This is a genomic window from Vibrio sp. 10N.222.51.C5, assembly GCF_041474575.1.
In the GTDB taxonomy this organism is placed as follows: Bacteria; Pseudomonadota; Gammaproteobacteria; order Enterobacterales; family Vibrionaceae; genus Vibrio; species Vibrio crassostreae_C.
Genome location: NZ_JBFRUJ010000005.1, coordinates 194621 through 214043, shown reverse-complemented (window position 1 = coordinate 214043; position 19423 = coordinate 194621). Strand labels below are relative to the sequence as shown.

At 43.9% G+C, this 19423-nt stretch carries 16 protein-coding genes and 1 pseudogene; 9 read left to right on the top strand and 8 right to left on the bottom strand.

The genetic code is table 11. The annotated features are described in order from the left end of the window. Window positions 1–261: 261 nt before the first annotated feature. Entirely contained in the window at window positions 262–1101 is an 840-nt protein-coding gene (gene mepA / locus AB4558_RS01650) for a penicillin-insensitive murein endopeptidase (protein ID WP_029235577.1), read from the top strand. A 273-nt stretch (window positions 1102–1374) separates the two neighbouring features. Then, window positions 1375–1683, top strand: a complete 309-nt coding sequence (locus tag AB4558_RS01645) for a hypothetical protein (RefSeq protein ID WP_017062536.1) — start codon at window positions 1375–1377, stop codon at window positions 1681–1683. Window positions 1684–1725: 42 nt separating this feature from the next. Here the strand turns inward: AB4558_RS01645 and AB4558_RS01640 are convergent, their stop codons facing one another. From AB4558_RS01640 to rdgC, 3 genes are all read right to left on the bottom strand, one after another. Further along, on the bottom strand, window positions 1726–1980 hold the full coding sequence (locus AB4558_RS01640) for a YfhL family 4Fe-4S dicluster ferredoxin (RefSeq protein WP_004735061.1): 255 nt from the start codon (window positions 1978–1980) through the stop codon (window positions 1726–1728). A gap of 34 nt (window positions 1981–2014) precedes the next feature. Next, a complete protein-coding gene (yegQ, locus tag AB4558_RS01635) occupies window positions 2015–3433 on the bottom strand; it encodes a tRNA 5-hydroxyuridine modification protein YegQ (protein ID WP_017062848.1) in 1419 nt (472 codons plus the stop codon). A 206-nt stretch (window positions 3434–3639) separates the two neighbouring features. Next, window positions 3640–4554, bottom strand: coding sequence for a recombination-associated protein RdgC (gene rdgC, locus AB4558_RS01630; RefSeq protein ID WP_017062534.1), 915 nt, complete (start codon window positions 4552–4554; stop codon window positions 3640–3642). 194 nt (window positions 4555–4748) lie between these two features. Here rdgC and phoB point away from each other — a divergent pair, with 194 nt between their 5' ends. From phoB to AB4558_RS01615, 3 genes are read left to right on the top strand one after another with little or no spacing between them, the layout of a single operon-like run. Continuing rightward, the gene (phoB, locus tag AB4558_RS01625) at window positions 4749–5438 is read left to right on the top strand and encodes a phosphate regulon transcriptional regulator PhoB (RefSeq protein ID WP_004735064.1); all 690 of its coding nucleotides are present in this window, start codon (window positions 4749–4751) and stop codon (window positions 5436–5438) included. A gap of 33 nt (window positions 5439–5471) precedes the next feature. After that, entirely contained in the window at window positions 5472–6770 is a 1299-nt protein-coding gene (gene phoR / locus AB4558_RS01620) for a phosphate regulon sensor histidine kinase PhoR (protein ID WP_004740365.1), read from the top strand. After that, window positions 6767–7744 (top strand): PstS family phosphate ABC transporter substrate-binding protein, encoded by a 978-nt coding sequence (locus AB4558_RS01615; protein WP_032548820.1) that lies wholly within the window; start codon window positions 6767–6769, stop codon window positions 7742–7744. Before phoR ends, AB4558_RS01615 begins: the two co-directional genes overlap by 4 nt. Before the next feature lie 77 nt (window positions 7745–7821). On the opposite strand, the gene ppx is transcribed toward AB4558_RS01615, so the two are convergent. Together ppx and ppk1 are read right to left on the bottom strand one after the other, a co-directional pair. Next, window positions 7822–9333, bottom strand: coding sequence for an exopolyphosphatase (ppx, locus tag AB4558_RS01610; protein WP_017068609.1), 1512 nt, complete (start codon window positions 9331–9333; stop codon window positions 7822–7824). Beyond that, complete coding sequence (ppk1, locus tag AB4558_RS01605; RefSeq protein WP_017066137.1) at window positions 9324–11420, bottom strand: polyphosphate kinase 1; 2097 nt, start codon at window positions 11418–11420, stop codon at window positions 9324–9326. Before ppk1 ends, ppx begins: the two co-directional genes overlap by 10 nt. A 200-nt stretch (window positions 11421–11620) precedes the next feature. On the opposite strand from ppk1, the gene AB4558_RS01600 reads away from it, so the two are divergent. The 4 genes from AB4558_RS01600 (at window position 11621) to phoU (ending at window position 17250) form a co-directional block, all read left to right on the top strand. Then, window positions 11621–13837, top strand: a complete 2217-nt coding sequence (locus AB4558_RS01600; RefSeq protein WP_372157786.1) for an ABC transporter permease subunit — start codon at window positions 11621–11623, stop codon at window positions 13835–13837. 111 nt (window positions 13838–13948) lie between these two features. Continuing rightward, window positions 13949–15658: a phosphate ABC transporter permease PstA gene (gene pstA, locus AB4558_RS01595; protein WP_372157794.1), complete on the top strand. Its 1710-nt coding sequence runs from the start codon at window positions 13949–13951 to the stop codon at window positions 15656–15658. Continuing rightward, complete coding sequence (gene pstB, locus AB4558_RS01590) at window positions 15659–16477, top strand: phosphate ABC transporter ATP-binding protein PstB (protein ID WP_009848269.1); 819 nt, start codon at window positions 15659–15661, stop codon at window positions 16475–16477. 74 nt (window positions 16478–16551) lie between these two features. Further along, window positions 16552–17250 (top strand): phosphate signaling complex protein PhoU, encoded by a 699-nt coding sequence (gene phoU, locus AB4558_RS01585; protein ID WP_009848270.1) that lies wholly within the window; start codon window positions 16552–16554, stop codon window positions 17248–17250. A 9-nt stretch (window positions 17251–17259) separates the two neighbouring features. Here phoU and AB4558_RS01580 read toward each other — a convergent pair. From AB4558_RS01580 to AB4558_RS01570, 3 genes and pseudogenes are all read right to left on the bottom strand, one after another. Continuing rightward, a pseudogene (locus tag AB4558_RS01580) lies at window positions 17260–17523 on the bottom strand (hypothetical protein); the annotation flags it as partial. Window positions 17524–17669: 146 nt separating this feature from the next. After that, the gene (locus tag AB4558_RS01575) at window positions 17670–18413 is read right to left on the bottom strand and encodes a copper homeostasis protein CutC (protein ID WP_017070676.1); all 744 of its coding nucleotides are present in this window, start codon (window positions 18411–18413) and stop codon (window positions 17670–17672) included. Window positions 18414–18723: 310 nt separating this feature from the next. Next, complete coding sequence (locus AB4558_RS01570) at window positions 18724–19332, bottom strand: peroxiredoxin C (protein WP_017062526.1); 609 nt, start codon at window positions 19330–19332, stop codon at window positions 18724–18726. Window positions 19333–19423 lie beyond the last annotated feature (91 nt).

The following is a 19423-nucleotide window of genomic DNA, read 5'->3' as shown; positions in this document are numbered from 1 at the left end:
AGGCCGTCTTTAAAGTGTGCGAGCGCAAGTAAACGCATCTTCATCTGAATGGTTTTTTGCTGGCTCGCAAGCTTTTTGAAGTCAGTGTTATTAAGGCTATCCATGGCTAAATTTCACAATAATTCATCAATCTTAATTAGATCACATTTTTACTTTAATTAGTATAATTCACTAGCTACCACCAAAAACTTAAGTACGATATGCACCTAATTCTAAATGGCGACTAATATAATGAGTAAGCGTCAGTAATTTGGGATTATTATGAGGTTCTTTTTTGCACTGGTTGTATTCTTTTGTTCATTTTCTCTATCAGCAACTTCGTGGGAAAAAGAGAGTCACCCTACTAAAAATTCACCCTCATCAATTGGAAGCTATGCCAATGGCTGTCTAGACGGCGCGCAGGCTTTGCCTATTAATGGTTTGGGGTATCAGATCATTCGCCCTCAAAGAGAGCGCTACTATGGCCATACAGAAGCTATAAAGTTTATTGAGAGGTTAGGAGTCACGACCAGCGAGAAGCTCAATACTAATTTATTGATCGGTGATATTTCTCTTCCCAGAGGAGGGCGCTTTTCTTCAGGTCATTCAAGTCATCAAACAGGGTTAGATATTGATATATGGCTAAGGTTAACCAGTAAGAGGTTGTCAGAGAACGAATTAGCTGTGCCTAAACCTGTGAGCGTTGTGGATCTTACCAACTACAAATTGCGTGAATCGAATTGGACCGATGATCATTTTCAAGTTATTCGTTATGCGGCGAAAGATGAAAAAGTGGTGCGTATTTTTGTTCATCCAGTGATCAAGCAAACCCTTTGTGAACAAGAAAACTCTGACGCTAATGATAGAGCTTGGTTAGGCAAAATAAGACCTTGGTGGGGACACCACTCCCACTTCCACGTTCGTTTAAAGTGTCCTGAAGGCAGTTCAAACTGCATAGCTCAAGCGAGCCCTCCTAAAGGTGACGGTTGTGGAGATGAACTTGCAAGTTGGGCTCCAAAGACTGTTCCAGTTCCACCTCCTAAAAAAGTAGCGAAAACTAAGAAAAAGAAAAAAGTTAAAGTGATGCCAAGTCAGTGTTTGGCCTTGATATCGAATAAGTAATCCTGTTCATCGAGGCTTTTTACAGTGGTACTGCCACTGGTTTTTTCGACTCTAAAACTGGAGAAATATCACACTTTTGTCTAGAGTTTATAAACACGAGATTAAGAACATCGTTTGATATTAATAAAAGCAATAACGGTATCAGCAAGGGCGATGGCGAATTTGACAAGGTTTGGTCAGGGATTGAGTGTTTTGGGGTGAAAGATGCGGCTTATATGCAGTATGCGAAATCAGAGTCTGATACCCGTCGATAGATAATTCAAGGATAAGACTATGACTATGATTTGTGCGAAGGAATTTTCAGAATGGTTAAGACATAGGTTCAACGCTGAAAGCTCGGGTATTTCAATTTCAAGAGATGACATCAATCAGCTAACAGGCAGACAACGTTTAGACCCTAGTTTCGTAAATGATGTTCACTATGAATTGATGCAGTATGGAATGGCATTTGTGACCGATACCAGCAGGGAAAACTTTTATCTTGTTCCTATAGCTCAATCAATAAACTGGCGAGAACGACTCGAATATCAATTTGAAAAAGAGCTCTTCTGCAATATTTATCCAATCGGAAAATCAGGATGAAAAAAAAGGTTCAACTTATGGTTAAGTTGAACCTTTCTTCTTTTAGGTCAAGCCTTGAATGATAACAAACTTCTCAAGTAGCTCGTCATCAGTTTCAATATGGTTTGGGTCAGTGATGATGCATTTTGTAATCGGACACACTGACTGGCATGTTGGCTTTTCATAGTGACCTTTACACTCTGTACATAAATCAGGATCGATCTCGAAGATGCTGTCGCCCATAGTGATTGCACCATTTGGGCATTCAGGATCACACATATCGCAGTTTATGCACTTGTCAGTAATTAACAGAGCCATTATTTTCTTCTCAAGTAAGTCGCTTAAGTAAAAATTATTTGCCTGATGCGTTACGTGTATCTTGGCCTTCGCTCAAGTTACGCATCAGCAAGCCGTACTCTAGATCTAGATCTGCTGGTACAGGAATAAATACAAAGTGACCGTTACCTTTCGCATCGTCGACCGCTTCAGATTTGCGGTTTTCCATAACTTCTAGTTTGAAAACAACGTTACCTTTCGGTGTCATCATTTCTAAGCTGTCGCCTACTAGGAACTTGTTCTTCACTTCTACTTCCGCTAGGTCACCACGGCGCTTACCTGTGAACTCACCAACAAACTGTTGAGTGTCAGAGATAGAGTAACCGTACTCGTAGTTTTGGTATGTATCGTGTGTATGGCGACGTAAGAAGCCTTCAGTGTAACCACGGTGAGCTAGGCTCTCTAGTGTACCCATTAGGCTTTCATCGAATGGTTTGCCTGCCACTGCATCGTCAATCGCTTTACGGTAAACCTGAGCAGTACGTGCACAGTAGTAGAAAGACTTAGTACGACCTTCAATCTTCAGAGAGTGAACACCCATCTTCGTTAGGCGCTCAACGTGTTGGATTGCACGAAGGTCTTTTGAGTTCATGATGTAAGTACCATGCTCATCTTCAAACGCTGCCATTTTCTCTTCTGGCTTGTGTGATTCAGAAAGCAGAACCACTTCGTCTGTTGGTTTACCAAGGCCTAGTGTGTTGTCTGGACGCTCATCTTGAACTTCAATGTCTTGCGTTTCTACTTCTTGAATAGCAACACCAGTAGGGTTTGCTTCAACGATCTGACCGTTTTCGTCTTCTTTCGCTGCTTCTGTTTTGTATTCCCAGCGGCAAGCGTTGGTGCAAGTACCTTGGTTTGGATCGCGCTTGTTCATGTAACCAGAAAGCAGACAACGGCCTGAGTAAGCCATGCAAAGAGCTCCGTGAACAAAGATCTCTAGCTCTGTTTCTGGGCAGTGTTCGCGAATCTCTTCGATCTCTTCAAGCGATAGCTCACGAGATAAGATCACACGCTCAACGCCTTGAGTTGACCAGAACTTAACGGTCGCCCAGTTTACTGCGTTTGCTTGAACAGAAAGATGGATTGGCATTTCAGGGAATGCTTCACGAACCATCATGATAAGACCAGGATCTGACATGATAAGCGCGTCAGGGCCCATGTCTACAACTGGTTTGAGGTCGCGAATGAATGTTTTTAATTTAGAGTTGTGCGGCTGAATGTTACATACAACATATAACTTTTTGCCTTGAGCATGAGCTTCATCGATACCGATTTGTAGGTTTTCGTGATTGAACTCGTTGTTACGAACACGAAGGCTGTAACGTGGCTGGCCTGCGTATACTGCATCTGCGCCGTAGGCGAATGCGTAACGCATGTTTTTGAGGCTTCCTGCCGGTGATAATAGTTCAGGTACAAATGGTTTTTGTGTAGTCATTGCTTCGTTCTCTAATCTGATCTCAAGTCAGGTTGATACCACCAAGTGATATCAAAGGGGCGCAAATTTTACGCTAAAATGAGTTTGGTTGATAGCCCTAAAGATAGCAATGACATTAACAAGACGGTCTAGAGGCAGATATAAGTGAGAACTTAGTGAGAAATAAGCTCAGATACCGTTAGCACCTGAGCCTATAGTTTGACTGATTAAGCGTTAGGTTGAGTTAACCCGCCTAATGATTCAAATAGGTTTGGAAGGAAAACACTGAACTCACCACAAAGTAGAGAGAAGTCCGCATCAAAACGCGCAGCTTGATCTTCACGAGGAATATCGTCGTTTTCGTCTTTGAGCTCATCACTGAATTTTAGGCGTTTGATGCTGCCATCTTCTGCAAGAATGAATTCAATACGGTCTTGCCAGTTGATAAGAAGTTTCGTCACCATCTTATTGGCTTCGATGTGGTTTTTAATCTCATCAGCTTCTAGTTCTTGTTTCTTAACTCGAACAATACCGCCGTCTTCTTGAATAGATTTTAGTTCTGCTTCATCAAGCATAGTGATGCCTTGTGGCGTATCACCTGATTTCACCCATTCTGTAAGAGTCGTTTCGATCGCTTGCTCTGGGATAGCTGGCACTACTGGCAGGCTACCCATTGTCTTACGTAGCAATGCTAATACATCTTCTGCTTTTTTGTAGCTGCTCGCATCAACCACAATGAAACCTTCTTTTGGCATGATCAGCGCGTAAGTGAAGTTGCTGCGGCTGAATGCTCGAGGAAGTAGATCAATGATGATGTCTTCTTTTAGGCTGTCTTTCTCTTTCTTTTTCAGAGGGGTACCAGACTCTGCCTCAAGCGTTTCTACTTTTGCGTTCAATGATTCTTTGATCACAGAAGCGGGTAGCATTTTCTCTTCTTTCTTTGCACAGATAAGAATGCGGTTTTCTGATACGTGCGTCATCATATCGCCATGTCTACCCATTGCGTGTACCCAACCAAACTTCTGTTTGTCTTGGCTACCACAAGGAGTAAAGCGGAATTCTTCAAGTTGTTTCTCTAGCTGATCTGCGTTGAAATCAATATCACGGTTGAAGCGATAGACTAGGCAATTTTTAAACCACATATATTTTTCTCATACCTTTTTAGAAGTGCCTCATGATATGAGATCTAATTCGATTTGTCCTTAGCTCTGTATCAAAAGTTATAAAGTGAAACGTTTGAGACAGTTATATGAAAATTTGTTTTCAAAGGTCACAAAAGTGTCATAATTAACTCAGATAATGCAATGCGTTGATTAAATACAAAGGCTATTCAATTATGTCGAGAAGGATTCTGGTCGTTGAAGATGAAGCACCTATTCGTGAGATGCTGTGTTTTGTACTTGAACAAAAAGGCTACCAAGCAGTAGAGGCTGAAGATTACGATACAGCGGTAAACAAGCTATGTGAACCTTTCCCAGATCTAGTATTACTAGATTGGATGCTACCTGGTGGTAGCGGGATAAACTTTATCAAGCACATGAAGCGTGAAGAGTTAACTCGCAACATCCCAGTGGTGATGCTAACAGCTCGTGGTGAAGAAGAAGATAAGGTTCGCGGTTTAGAAGTTGGCGCTGACGACTACATTACCAAACCGTTTTCGCCAAAAGAGCTTGTTGCTCGCCTTAAAGCGGTGATTCGTCGTGTAACACCAACGGCATTGGAAGATGTGATTGATGTGCAAGGCCTTAAGTTAGACCCTGTATCTCACCGCGTTACCGCAAGTGAAGGTCCAGTTGATATGGGACCAACAGAATTCAAAATGCTGCATTTCTTTATGACGCACCAAGAGCGTGTATACAGCCGAGAGCAGCTGCTTAACAACGTTTGGGGTACCAATGTTTACGTTGAAGACCGAACGGTTGATGTACATATTCGACGCCTGCGTAAAGCGCTTGAGTCTGCAGGTCACGATAAGCTAATCCAAACGGTTCGTGGCGCTGGCTACCGTTTTTCTACAAAGGCTTAATGTGGCTTCGCTGCCCAGTTTACGGAGTCCTGAATGGTTGAAAAGTTAACCTGGAAAAAGCTGGCTTGGGAGCTGGCTTTTTTTTACGCACCATGGGTTTTAGTCGGATGGATATTCGGTTACCTACCTTGGTTGCTGCTGGCTGCTACGGTATTGCAGCTCGGCTGGCATCTACACAACCAAATGCGTTTGTCCGCATGGCTGTGGGATGAGAAGCGTCTAACTCCACCTTCAGGCTCTGGGAACTGGGAATCTCTGTTTAACGGTATTTATCGTATGCAGCAGAGACAGCGTCGCAAACGCAAAGAACTGACTAACCTTATCCGCCGTTTCCGTAACGGTGCAGAATCGCTTCCCGATGCCGTTGTGGTATTTCGCGGTGAAGGCAATATCGTTTGGTGTAACAAGCTAGCTCAGTATTTGCTGGGCTTTCGTTGGCCAGATGATTCAGGTCAACCGATCTCGAATTTGATTCGTACTCCAGATTTTATTAAGTACCTTAATAAGCAAGATTTCTCTGAGCCATTAGAGATGCCTTCTCCATTGAATGTGGAGCGTATGCTCGAGCTGCGTATTGTGCCGTATACCGAGGGTGAACACCTGATGGTGGTACGTGATGTGACCCAGCTTAAGCAGTTAGAAGGCATGCGCCGTAACTTCTTCGCTAACGTTTCTCATGAATTGCGTACGCCGATGACCGTCCTTCAAGGTTACCTTGAAATGACCGAAGATCCAGACATGATCGTTGGCCCAATGTGGACCAAGGCGCATGGCGTAATGACTGAGCAGCTCAATCGAATGAACAGTTTGGTTAATCAACTACTCACGCTTTCGAAAATTGAAGCGGCGCCAATGCATGAGTTGGATGAAGTGGTCAACGTTCCGGCGATGCTTGAGGTTCTTGAGAAAGAAGCGGCGAGCCTTAGCGGTGAGCGCGAACATAAGCTTGAGTTTGATATCGATAAGAGCCTACGAGTTCTTGCCGATGAAGACCAATTGAGAAGTGCGATATCGAATTTGGTTTATAACGCGGTTAAATACACACCCGCAGGTGCAACGGTCAAAGTGCGTTGGTATCAAACCAGCCAAGGCGCGTGCTTAGATGTGTCAGATACTGGTGATGGTATTGAGCCTCAACACTTACATCGACTCACAGAGCGCTTCTATCGTGTAGATAAAGCCCGCTCTCGTGATACCGGTGGTAGTGGTCTTGGATTAGCGATTGTAAAGCATGCGCTTAGCCACCACGATTCACATCTCGAAATTCAAAGTGAAGTGGGCGTCGGCAGTCGTTTCCATTTTACTTTACCAAATCGACTGACCGTATCATGAGTTGTTCGATACGCAGGATGCATTTTCCAGTCAGCTCATTATTAGCGTTTGCTTTAGTTAACCCTGTGCATGCCGAACAGGGTGTCGATTCTCTTCCTGATTATTCTAAGGTTCCGGGAATTTCTGGGAGCTTATTATCGGTCGGTTCGGATACCTTAGCGGGTATGACGACGTTATGGGTGGAAGAGTTCAAGTCCTACTACCCAAATGTTAACGCTCAAGTCCAAGCATCGGGTTCTTCTACTGCTCCTCCAGCCTTAACCGAAGGGACTGCACATCTAGGGCCAATGAGTCGTCCGATGCGCCTGCGAGAAATTGAAGCATTTGAAAGGGAGCATGGATATAAGCCAACAGCACTGCGAGTTGCTATCGATGCGATTGGGCTTTTTGTGCATCGTGATAACCCTATTGAGGGGCTTAACTTTCGTCAGATTGATGGCATTTTTTCTGAGACATTACGCTGCGGAGCAACAAGGCCCCTCAATAACTGGCAAGATCTCGGAATCGATCAGCCATGGGCGAAACATCGATTCCAATTGTTCGGTCGCAATTCTGTATCGGGGACTTATGGATACTTCAAACAGAATGCACTGTGCGGCGGTGACTTTAAAAATCGTGTGAATGAGCAACCTGGTTCGGCTTCAGTCGTTCAGTCGGTCGCTTCATCCATCAGTGGGATTGGCTACTCAGGTATTGGCTATCGTGTCGCTGGCGTTAAGCTGATTCCTATTGCTGAGCATGGTTCTGATTATGTAGAGCCGACTCGAGCGAATATCTTGAGCGGTGATTACCCTCTATCACGCTTTCTTTACGTATACGTGAACAAACACCCAGATAAACCGCTTTCTCCCGTTGAAAGAGAGTTCCTCACTTTTGTGTTCTCAAAGCAAGGACAAGAACTTGTAGAGAAAGATGGCTATTTAGCAATACCGTCTGAGTTCGCAGAGCAAGAGTTGGCAAAAGTCGGGCTCTAATTCAGGCTGCGATAAACTTAGATAAGAAACGTATGAACAGCTTGCGCGTCGCAGGCTGTTTTAATTTTGACTGTTCGTTATTTTAGCTTTAACGACCATCCTGCATTTTGCCAACGTTGTTGCTCTTCTCTGAGCTCATAATCAAGCAGTTGGTTTTGGGCCAACCAATCGCTGTTAGTTCCTTTCAATTCCCAGTTATCCTGTTGTTCAATCGTTAGAGTCACGTCTGGGGCCAGTGCTTGATTTCGCTGACGGTTGAGTAAGATAGCGAGTCTCAATATACGAATCAGCAGGGTGACTTGTTGCTGAGTAAACAGAGAAAGTTCCGGCAAATCTTGTAGTTTGAGCGCTTTTCTTTGATAGCGAACCAATGCTGATATAAGGCGTTGTTGCTCAGTATTAAAGCCTGGCATTGTCGTATGCTTAAGCAGATAAGCCGAATGGCGGTGATAGCCTTGGAATGCAATGCTTTGTCCTACCTCATGAAGTACTGCAGCCCAACCAAGCAGATCATACAGCTCATTAGTGACCGCAGTTGTCACTTGAGGCTGTACTTGTTTCAGCAATGAAAGAGCGAGCACTTTCACTTTCTCGCCATGAGTTACGTCTACATGGTATCGAGAGACGAGCGTTTCGGCAGTTCTTGTTCGAATATCAATATCTTTAAACCTATCCTCCATGTCATAAAGAACGCCTTCTCTCAGGGCACCATCAGAAAAATGTAACTCCTTGATGTCTAGCGTATCCATTGCTGCTGAAAGAATGGTGACGCCTGCAGCAAACACAGGCTTTCTCTCATCACTTAAGCCTGAAAGATTTACGGTGTTGGATGATGAAAACTCACATAAATGATTCTTTAAATAGGACAGGCGTTGGGGCGTAATGAGACCATCGGTGAACCCTAAGCCAATGAGTACTTCTTTTATTGATTTCGTGGTACCAGATGAGCCAAAAGCGATTTCCCAAGGGGCTTTTGTGTATTCTTCAATCAATGGCATCAATAGACGAGTAGCTGCGGTATAAGCATCTGAGAAGTGTCGTGAAGTTAGCCCTTCGTCAGCAAAGAAACGTTGAGTGAAGTTGACGCATCCCATCGGTAAACTGCGCATAATTAGAGGAGTAAAGCCTTGTCCGGCGACGAGTTCCGTACTCCCTCCACCGATATCAATAACCAACTTAGATTCAGAAGCGGTTTGAGTGTGTTCTGCTCCGTTATAGATTATTCGAGCTTCTTCTTGACCGGAAATGATCTCTATTGGAAAAGGAAACAGTGGCTTGGCTTGCTCTAAGAAGTCTTTAGCGTTTTTGGCTTTTCTTAGGGTATGAGTCGCAACAACTCTGACATCATCAAGCTCAAAATCCGCCAGTCGTTCTGCGAACACCTTGAGGCATTCTAGGCCTCGCTCGATAGCGCTTTCAGATAGGACGTTACGTTCATCCAATCCATCACCTAATCTCACTTTCTGTTTGTGTCTGCTGACTAATTGCAGGTGTTGATCGAATACTCGGGCAACCACCATGTGAAAGCTGTTCGAACCCAAGTCGATAGCGGCAATACATCGAGAATGTTTGTTATCAATTAGCGGCATGATTTCTTCTCTTGTTTGTACTTCTTGCGAGCAAGTTTCTCCATACGTTTAATATAGTGGTAAGTGGAGAGTTGTGACGTCGGGTAATCAAGTAGGTTTGCTGGTGGTTGTGTGTAAGAGTTGCTCATCGCTTGGTCTAGCACTCGAGCTTTGTTGCTGTCATCGAAATGAAACTCGGTGATATCGATAATGGTTTGCTTGATCTTTGGATCTAAAATTGGAGCTGCAACTTCGATGCGGTGATCAAAATTTCGTGTCATCCAGTCAGCGGAAGATATATAGACCTTCGGCTTTCCAGCGTTACCAAATATCATCACTCTCGGATGTTCGAGGAAACGATCGACCACACTGACTATCTCAATATGATCACTGATGTTGGGTATGCCAGGGACAAGAGAGCACATGCCGCGAATGACCATTCTCACTTTTACATTGGCTTGGCTAGCCTGATAGAGCTTTTCAATGATCTCTCGATCGACCAAGTTGTTGAGTTTTAGAGTGATGCTTGCAGGTTTACCTTCTATCGCGTTTTGTATTTCATTATCTATCAATTGGTACAGACGTTTTCTAGTATTCTTTGGTGACACAATCAGTTGCTTGAACTGGGACTTTTGATAAGGGTTTTCAATATACTTAAAGACTTGTCTCACCTCTTGAGTCAAATCTTCATTCGCAGTGAGCAGAGAAAAATCGGTATACACGCGCGCTGTAACTTCATGGAAGTTGCCAGTGCCAATATGGGCATAATGCTCGGTATGCTTGCCTTCTTTTCGTTTGATGAGCAGCAACTTGGAATGGATCTTCAAACTTGGGATGCCATGGATGACTTTTACACCCGCTTCTTGAAGTTTCTTGGTCCATTGAATGTTGGCTTGCTCATCAAAGCGTGCTTGCAGCTCGACAACCACAGTGACCTTTTTGCCATTGTGCGCCGCATCGATGATCGAGCTGAGGAGTTTTGAGCCTTCCGCAACACGGTAAACGTTTATTTTGATGGAGGTTACCTTCGGGTCAAAGGAAGCCTGCCTAACCAGTTCAGTGATGTGACTAAAGGTGTGATAAGGATAATGCAGTAAGATGTCGCGAGCTTTGATCGCTTCGAAATAGTTTGGGTAATGGCTGAAATGCGCGCACTTAATCGCGGGTAGAGGACGATTAACTAAATCACGTCGGTTAAGGCTTGGGAACTCAGAGAAATGTTTGAAGTTATGATAGCGACCACCTGCGATGACACTGTCATAGTCAGACAGTTTAAGTCTGACTTGTAAGAAGTTGAGCATTTCAGTTGGCATTTCAGATTCATAGATCAGACGTATCGGCAGTGCCGTTAAGCGCTGTTCTAAACCTAAAGACATCGATTCTAATAGGTTATTTTCATTGTCCTCTTGCAGATCATAATCGGCATCACGTGTCATTTTTATCGCAAAACAACGCAATGAGTCATACTCAAAGAATCCTTTAAGTAAGTCATCCAAACAAAATCGAACTATATTATCTAACAAGATCAAAGTTGTACGCTGCGAACCCGAAGTTTCCGGTAACTTAACAAATCGAGGGAGTGCTTCTGATGGGATTTCGAGTAAGACATATTGAGATGATGCATCACGCTCGATGTCGATGGCTAAGTAACTTTGTTCATCTTTGAGAATATTAAGTAACTGGCTATCTTCGTTCAAGAGAATCGGAGTTAAGTGTGGCAGCACTTTTTTCTTAAAGTACTTTTTTATCCAGCCACTTTGTTCTTCGCTGATTTGTTGTTCGTTGACCAGAAAAATACGATTGCGTACCAATTCCAATAGCAAGTCGTTATACAGTTCATGGAATTGAGCATCGAGCTTGCTTGCTTTGCTCTGCATTTTAGTCAGTAGGCTTTTCGGCGAGTTGGAGGTTAGCTGTGGATCTTGAAGTAAGATCTTTCGCTTCACATCAGCAAATCGGACTTTGTAAAACTCATCGAGGTTTTTCGAGTAAATACCTAAAAAACGAACTCTTTCGATTAAGGGGACTGACTTATCTGCCGCTTCTTGGAGCACTCTTTCGTTGAAGGATAACCAGCTAAGTTCTTTTGTGACATAGTCTTTTTCCATCGAGATGAGAATCCTTGAGTACTGGCTATAGAGCTGATTACTTTAAATTAGAATGGCAAAATTCACAAAATCTATGATCTTACTTTAAGAAATATGGCTAACAAACTTGTTATTAGTTTCAGTTGTTTAACGTAACTTGTAATATAATTGTCATCTAACGTACATATTATGTCAGTAGCTAAAAAAAGGTAGATAAACAGATGGCTTCAGCCCAATTTTCATTGAAAGAGCGCGACAAAAAAAGATGGTTGAAAGATCGTCTCGTCCGTTTTTCGGTGACATGTGGCGCGGTCAGTGTTCTAGCTGCCCTAGTATTGATCTTTGTTTACTTGGCAATGGTCATTTTACCGGTATTTTCAGATACTGGTTTAGAGACCGACCAAGCCGTAAAGACCGTTGCCGTAGAAGAGCCTATCGTCTTATCGGTTGATGAATATGGTCAACATGCATTTACTATCGAAAAATCCGGTTTGGTACAGTTTTGGGATTTAGAGTCTCAAAATACACACTCTTACTTTGAGCGTGATGTTGTAGCCAACCCCATCGCCTTTTCTCGAAATACCCCATCTGAAAATTGGTTTGCCTTTGCCGACAGCGCAAGCAATCTTACTTTTTTCTATCCTGAGTATAGTGCGCCTGTGCTGAAAAAGGGCAGTGAAGCCGAACCTAAAATTGAGCAAATTACTCTCCCTGAACCGTTTTTAAATGATGAACCCTCAAATGGGGCGACGATCGACAAATTCGCATTCTCTAAAAATGGACGTGGGATTACGGTTGCCGCGCAGTTAAGTGACCAACGAGTCTTGGTTAAGTGGTATCAGAGTGACCTTACTGGTCAGTATGTTTTTCAGAAGAGCCAATGGCTATCGGATAAGTTGGGCTTGCAGCAGCAACTGCTTGTCACACCTGATGGGCAAACCTTATACCTACGAGCACAATCGGATTTGGTTGTTTTGAAACTATCAGATAACGGTTTTGATGTTCGTGAAGTGATTGATCTTAGCTTAAATGATGCGAAGCATTCCGTGAAAAGCATCGATTTATTGTCTGGCGCATACTCGTTGTTGGTTACGCATGAGGACGGACAGGTTTCTCAATGGTTCGATGTACTCAAAGATGAAAAGCGTAGCCTGACCCATATTCGAGACTTCCAACTTGCTGAACAAGTGCAATTTATTCTTCCTGATACTTATAGAAAGGGTTTTTATAGCTTCTATAAGAACGGCACATTACAAAGCCACTATACGACCAGTGAAAAGCTGTCGTTGTTTGAACGCGCATTTGATAAATCACCACAACTAGCCGCTATGTCTGCCAATGAACTGCATCTGGCAACGTTGATTGATGGCATCATCAGTGTGGCTAAAGTCGACAATGAATACCCACAAATCTCATTCTCCTCGCTTTGGCAAAAGGTCTGGTATGAAAGTTACCCTGAGCCGCAATACGTTTGGCAATCAACATCGGCGAATGATGACTTTGAAGAGAAATTCAGTTTAGTACCTATCACATTCGGTACTATCAAAGCCGCTCTGTTTGCGATGATGTTTGCCGTGCCGGTTGCTGTGCTCGGAGCTATTTACACCGCTTATTTTATGTCTCCACGCATGCGAAGAGTGGTGAAGCCTTCGATAGAGCTGATGGAAGCTCTTCCAACCGTGATCATCGGATTTTTGGCTGGGCTTTGGTTTGCTCCAATCGTTGAAACACATTTAACGGCTGTCTTCTCATTAATGATGCTATTACCACTGAGCACACTGTTGACTGGACTTGTTTGGTTCTGTTTACCGAAGAGCGTAACGGGTCGCTTCTCTAACGGTTGGCATGCTCTGATATTGATTCCGGTATTGGTGATTACAGTGGTTGCGGTGTTTGCTGGTGGAAACAACATTGAAGCCTTGTTATTTGGTGGTGATATTCGTACCTTCTTGGCTAGCTATGGTATCGACTTTGACCAACGCAATGCGCTAGTGGTTGGTTTTGCTATGGGCTTTGCGGTCATCCCAACGATTTTCACTATTGCTGAAGATGCTATTTTCTCTGTACCTAAACATTTGTCTGATGGGTCATTAGCGTTGGGTGCGACGGCGTGGCAGACGCTTATTTATGTGGTGCTATTGACGGCGAGTCCAGGTATCTTTTCTGCGGTTATGATGGGCCTAGGGCGAGCAGTTGGTGAAACCATGATCGTCTTGATGGCGACAGGTAACACCCCAATTCTTGACTGGAATGTTTTGGAAGGGATGAGAACTTTATCGGCAACGATTGCTGTTGAGCTGCCAGAATCAGAAGTGGGTGGTTCTCATTTCCGCTTGCTGTTCTTGGCTGCACTCTTGCTGTTTATCTTTACATTCGCGGTGAACTCAGTTGCTGAGTGGGTTAGACAAAGACTGAGAGATAAATATCGTGCGCTGTAGTTTTAAAGGTTTGCCTCAATGTGTATCAATGGCTTTTAGTGGCTTGACTAGCGTGTCTCTTGATCTTTGCAGCTCCTTGATTTCAGCACGCCAAGAGCAAGGTCGATCATGATGAATAAACTGAAGTCATTATTATCTTGGGTTAAATCGGGCTCTCCGTGGATATGGCTTACGGGCGGGGCGGTGAGCATCAGTATGCTTTCTGTTCTTGGCCTAATGCTGCTGATTGGTTGGAAGGGCTTAACCTATTTTTGGCCCGCACCTTTGTATCAATGGCAAGTTGATTCCAAAGACTTATCGCTCGTGGTCGATCTTGACGAAACCGTATCAAAACAAGAAGTACTAGTTGGTCAGTTATATGAACGAAAATACATCCCGATAGAGCAAGTTCCACAAGTCCATGACCTTTTGTCACCTCAAAATTTGTCGACTGGGTTAATACAGCGCTTAAGCATTAAAGTTGCCAACAGAGAGCTGTACCCTGCGGACTTTGTTTCCATACTTGATGTTAACTTACGTGAACCAACCACCCCGCTTGATTGGGTTGTGATTGAACGAAGTCGAGGTGGTTATTTCTTTGGTAAGCCGGTGGGTTTTAAAACCGCTTCTGGCACCTTTGATTCGAACATAGACCAAAAGCTCGAACAAGGCTTGGCGTTCGCTGATGCGCTACGTAAAGAAACGTCGCGTGTCGTGAACCAAGAAATTCGCAATATCAGCTGGCAATTGGAAAACCTGCGCTTAGAAAAGCGTAAGCTTGAACTCAATGAGTCAGTGAGCGATGAATACCTTAAAACCTATACTCAAACTAAACTGGAATTAAACCGTCAGTTAGGTGAAGCCGAAGTTAAGCTTGAGCACCTTAGAACGCAACTTAATGTCGAAAGCTTACTCGTTGAGGATATGACAGGCGAGCAGGTCGAGATTTCGCTAAGTCACATTCTGGATTATTGGTACCCAAATAATATGTCTTACCTAGAAAAGGTTGGGCACTGGGGCAAACAAGTTTGGAAGTTCTTATCAGAGAACCCACGAGACTCAAACTCTGAAGGCGGTGTGTTTCCTGCTATTTTTGGCACAGTACTGTTGGTTATTCTCATGTCGATCGTCGTGATGCCTCTTGGGGTAGTCGCTGCGATATATCTTCATGAATACGCAAAAAACAACGCACTAACACGTTTAATTCGTATCGCCGTGATTAACTTGGCGGGTGTACCGTCGATTGTGTATGGCGTTTTTGGTTTAGGCTTTTTCGTCTATACCATTGGTGGCTCGATTGATACGTTGTTCTATGCAGAGCGATTGCCAGCACCGACATTTGGTACGCCGGGTCTACTTTGGTCAGCACTAACCTTAGCGGTCTTGACGCTTCCAGTCGTTATCGTAACCACGGAAGAGGGCTTAACGCGTATTCCTAGTGCAGTGAGGCACGGTTCATTAGCGCTTGGTGCGACTCAATTTGAGACGCTTTGGCGCATTGTTTTACCGATGGCAAGCCCAGCGATTATCACTGGTTTAATTTTGGCAATCGCGAGAGCCGCGGGGGAAGTTGCACCACTTATGCTGGTGGGTGTTGTTAAATTGGCATCTAGCTTGCCAGTCGATGGTCAGTTTCCGTATTTACACTTAGATAGAAAGTTCATGCATTTAGGCTTTCATATCTATGATGTTGGTTTTCAAACCTCTAATATCGAAGCGGCACGACCTTTAGTGTATGCGACTTCATTTTTATTGGTTACGGTGATTGTTGGGTTGAACTTAACAGCCATCAATATCCGTAATAACTTGCGTGAAAAATACCGAACCTTAGGACAAGATTAGATGTTCTCGATTAATGAAACCTTGGGTTACCAAGCACCACTTGATGTTCACAATCTGAAGGATGAGCAAATTGCTATCTCGATCGAAGGGCTAAATCTTTACTATAAAGAGAGCCAAGCACTTGATGATATCTCGATGCAGATCCCGAAGGGGCAGGTGACGGCGTTTATCGGCCCTTCTGGGTGTGGTAAGTCGACTCTGCTGCGCTGCATTAATCGCATGAACGATCTTGTTGAAGGCTGTAAGGTTTCCGGGAAAGTGAAGCTTCATGGCAAGAACGTCTATCACCCTAAGGTGGATGTTGCGACCTTACGACGCCGTGTGGGTATGGTATTCCAGCGTCCAAACCCTTTTCCTAAATCTATCTATGAGAATGTGGTTTATGGCTTGAGGCTACAAGGCGTTAGCAACAGCCGAGACCTTGATGATGCGGTTGAACGCTCTCTGCGCGCTGCTGCGTTATGGGATGAAGTGAAAGATCGGTTGCATGAGAACGCCTTTGGTTTATCGGGTGGTCAACAGCAGCGTTTGGTTATCGCTCGTGCGGTTGCGATTGAACCTGAAGTGCTGTTGTTAGATGAGCCGACATCGGCACTGGATCCTATTTCTACTTTGACGATTGAAGAGTTGATCAACGATCTCAAAACCCAATACACAGTGGTGATTGTTACTCATAACATGCAGCAGGCAGCTCGCGTGAGTGACCATACTGCCTTTATTCATATGGGAAAATTGATCGAGTACTCAGATACGGACTCAATTTTTACGTCTCCATTGAAAAACCAGACAGAAGACTACATTACTGGTAGATATGGTTAACCTCTGCAAAGGTGTCATATAGAGCTAAGTCACTCTACAAAAATGGCTTTCTTCATTTCTTTCAAGGAGCAAGTATGCATTTCGGTCGCCACATTTCAGGGCAATTCAATGTCGAGTTAGAATCGATCCGTACTCATGTATTGACCATGGGCGGGTTAGTGGAGCAGCAACTCTCGTTTGCAATGCAGGCGCTTCATAAAGACGATGTTGAACTGGCTAAAAAAGTGATTCGTGATGACCATAAAGTGAATGCGATGGAAGTGTCGATTGATGAGGCCTGTACTCGAATCATTGCAAAGCGTCAGCCGACCGCAAAAGATCTGCGTTTGATTATGGCGATCATCAAAACGATTACCGACTTAGAACGTATTGGCGATGTTGCCTCTAAAATTGCGCAAGGTGCTATTGAGATCCCTTCAACCAAAGAGCAAAAATTCCATGTTTCGTTAGAGCCTCTTTGCCGTCAGGCAATCACCATGCTTCACCAAGTGTTAGATGCTTTTGCTCGTATGGATGTTGATGCGGCTGCTGAAGTTCACAAACTTGATGATAAGTTGGATGCGGAATACGAAGCCGTTATTCGTCAGTTAATGACCTATATGATGGAAGACCCTAAGAACATCCCTAATATTTTGCAGGTGATGTGGTCAGCTCGTGCGATTGAGCGAGTGGGAGACCGCTGCCAAAATATCTGCGAATACATTATTTACTTTGTGAAGGGTAAAGATGTACGTCACCTCGGTGATCAAAGCCTTGATGACGCACTAAAATAGAGCTTATCTTTAGAAGCTAATAATGGCACCAAGATTGAAATTGACCGTTGTGTCGTAAGGCACAAAGGTTTTGTTGTGATCAAAAATATTCATATCAACACCAGCACGTAATCCAAGCATTGGTGTCGCTTGGTAAACGTAGGCACCACCTAGGCTTATACCATGTGTTGTTTTCTCTTCTACTTCGCCTGAGCGCGTTTTTGTACCGTCATAACTTGCCACACCAATCTCAGCCTGAAAGCCGTGGGTTTGGTTTCTTCCAAACATGTTTTGCTTCGTAACAGGTTTAAATCAAGAGAGCTGAATAAGTCTTTAGCCATATCTATCCATGAAAATTTTCTGCGCTATTAAATCTAATATACGTCAGTCAGTTAGATTAGTCAGCGAGGTTCTCTGGATTTATGCTGGCGACTATTGCCCTAAGCGGTGAGGGCGGCTCTCACACTGGATATCTTGCTAGCATCAGTTACTGGTATCTGATAATCATCAATATCATCACTGCCCATTTGAGCACTTGAGTTGTTTTCCATTAGACTCGGCCTTGTCGATTTACCTGAAAGGTGAAGAGCAGGTACTTGGGTAGCGCTTTGAATCATTTTGGCATTCGCAGCGTTAACGCCAGCCCCCGCCATGATATCAATTCGTCCATCGGCTTGTTTGACCATTGCAGCCAATACATCGATACCTTGCTCAGCATTAGCAGCAAGCCCTGATGTCAGGACTCTTTCGCATCCAAGTGTAATGATTTGTTCTAATGCTGCTTGGAAATCAGAGCTTTGATCGATGGCTCTGTGGAAGGTAATCCCAAGCTTTAACAAGTGCGCTTTGTCAGCCAGTTGTTGCATCTTTGGCATATCAATACTTCCGTTCGGCGCTAACACACCAAGTACGACCCCATCCAATCCTGCATTTGCGCAAGCTTCAATATCTTCAAGCATACAGAGCATATCGTCGTTATCGAAAATGAAGTCGCCTTGTCTTGGGCGTATCATAGCGTAGACCGGAACCGACGAAACTATTGCCGCTTGTTTCATCATTCCGAAGCTTGGAGTTAATCCGCCAAGTGCTAATGAAGAGCAAAGCTCAATTCGATTCGCGCCACCAGATAGTGCGGTATGAAGAGATTCTAAGTTATCGATACAGACTTCAATTTCGGTGTTCATCGTGTTTATCCGTTCAAAAAGATACTGATGAAATAATAGCAATCTAGGTGTGATTCTGAATAGATGGGGATAAGGGAAAATAGAGGTAAAGTTTAGGTTTATCGCTACCTCAATTATCTATTACAAGAGTCAGTCTAGGGGAGCGAGGAGGGGAAAACAAAAAGCCCGAAGCGTTAACTTCGGGCTTTTAATAGGACTTTACTTCTTAACTGATTGGCGGTGCGCTTTGCGCTATTAGCTTATGCTTTATATCTCTTTAAAGAGAATCTTCCAACCATTAACCCGCGTTGAGTTCGGGCTTAAGAGGTAATTACTTGCTTAGGTCGTCAGCGTGCTCAGATAGGAATGCTGCAACACCTTTTGGAGATGCGTCCATACCTGATTTGCCTTCTTCCCATTGTGCAGGACAAACTTCACCGTTCTTCTCGTGGAAGTTTAGTGCGTCTACCATGCGTAGCATTTCGTCGATGTTACGACCTAGTGGAAGATCGTTAACTACTTGGTGACGTACAAGACCGTCAGCGTCGATTAGGAAAGAACCACGGAAAGCAACGCCTGCTTCTGGGTGCTCAACATCGTATGCTTTGCAGATCTCGTGCTTAACGTCAGCAATTAGAGGGTATTTAACTTGACCAATACCGCCATCAGCGATAGCAGTGTTACGCCATGCGTTGTGAGAGAATTGAGAATCGATAGAAACACCGATTACTTCAACGCCTTTAGCTTGGAAATCTTCAAGACGGTTGTCGAAAGCGATTAGCTCTGAAGGACAAACGAAAGTGAAGTCTAGTGGGTAGAAGAAAACTACAGCTTTCTTACCTTTAGTGAATTCTGCGAAGTTGAAGTTATCAACGATCTCACCGTTACCTAGAACAGCTGCTGCAGTAAAGTCAGGGGCTTGACGACCTACTAGTACCATTTTGGAATCTCCTAAAAAATTAGTTGGCCCAACACATCTTTGTTTGGGCTCCGTTTCTACGGGACAAACTATAGTACAATCGGTACTATAG

What these genes read in the sequence shown, in the direction of transcription:
- AB4558_RS01600 (WP_372157786.1), top strand. Translation starts at nt 11,621, where the DNA reads ATGGCTTCAGCCCAATTTTCATTGAAAGAGCGCGACAAAAAAAGATGG.
- phoU (WP_009848270.1), top strand. Translation starts at nt 16,552, where the DNA reads ATGCATTTCGGTCGCCACATTTCAGGGCAATTCAATGTCGAGTTAGAA.
- phoB (WP_004735064.1), top strand. Translation starts at nt 4,749, where the DNA reads ATGTCGAGAAGGATTCTGGTCGTTGAAGATGAAGCACCTATTCGTGAG.
- yegQ (WP_017062848.1), bottom strand. Translation starts at nt 3,433, where the DNA reads ATGACTACACAAAAACCATTTGTACCTGAACTATTATCACCGGCAGGA.
- phoR (WP_004740365.1), top strand. Translation starts at nt 5,472, where the DNA reads ATGGTTGAAAAGTTAACCTGGAAAAAGCTGGCTTGGGAGCTGGCTTTT.
- ppx (WP_017068609.1), bottom strand. Translation starts at nt 9,333, where the DNA reads ATGCCGCTAATTGATAACAAACATTCTCGATGTATTGCCGCTATCGAC.
- AB4558_RS01640 (WP_004735061.1), bottom strand. Translation starts at nt 1,980, where the DNA reads ATGGCTCTGTTAATTACTGACAAGTGCATAAACTGCGATATGTGTGAT.
- mepA (WP_029235577.1), top strand. Translation starts at nt 262, where the DNA reads ATGAGGTTCTTTTTTGCACTGGTTGTATTCTTTTGTTCATTTTCTCTA.
- pstB (WP_009848269.1), top strand. Translation starts at nt 15,659, where the DNA reads ATGTTCTCGATTAATGAAACCTTGGGTTACCAAGCACCACTTGATGTT.
- rdgC (WP_017062534.1), bottom strand. Translation starts at nt 4,554, where the DNA reads ATGTGGTTTAAAAATTGCCTAGTCTATCGCTTCAACCGTGATATTGAT.
- pstA (WP_372157794.1), top strand. Translation starts at nt 13,949, where the DNA reads ATGAATAAACTGAAGTCATTATTATCTTGGGTTAAATCGGGCTCTCCG.
- AB4558_RS01570 (WP_017062526.1), bottom strand. Translation starts at nt 19,332, where the DNA reads ATGGTACTAGTAGGTCGTCAAGCCCCTGACTTTACTGCAGCAGCTGTT.
- AB4558_RS01575 (WP_017070676.1), bottom strand. Translation starts at nt 18,413, where the DNA reads ATGAACACCGAAATTGAAGTCTGTATCGATAACTTAGAATCTCTTCAT.
- AB4558_RS01615 (WP_032548820.1), top strand. Translation starts at nt 6,767, where the DNA reads ATGAGTTGTTCGATACGCAGGATGCATTTTCCAGTCAGCTCATTATTA.
- AB4558_RS01645 (WP_017062536.1), top strand. Translation starts at nt 1,375, where the DNA reads ATGACTATGATTTGTGCGAAGGAATTTTCAGAATGGTTAAGACATAGG.
- ppk1 (WP_017066137.1), bottom strand. Translation starts at nt 11,420, where the DNA reads ATGGAAAAAGACTATGTCACAAAAGAACTTAGCTGGTTATCCTTCAAC.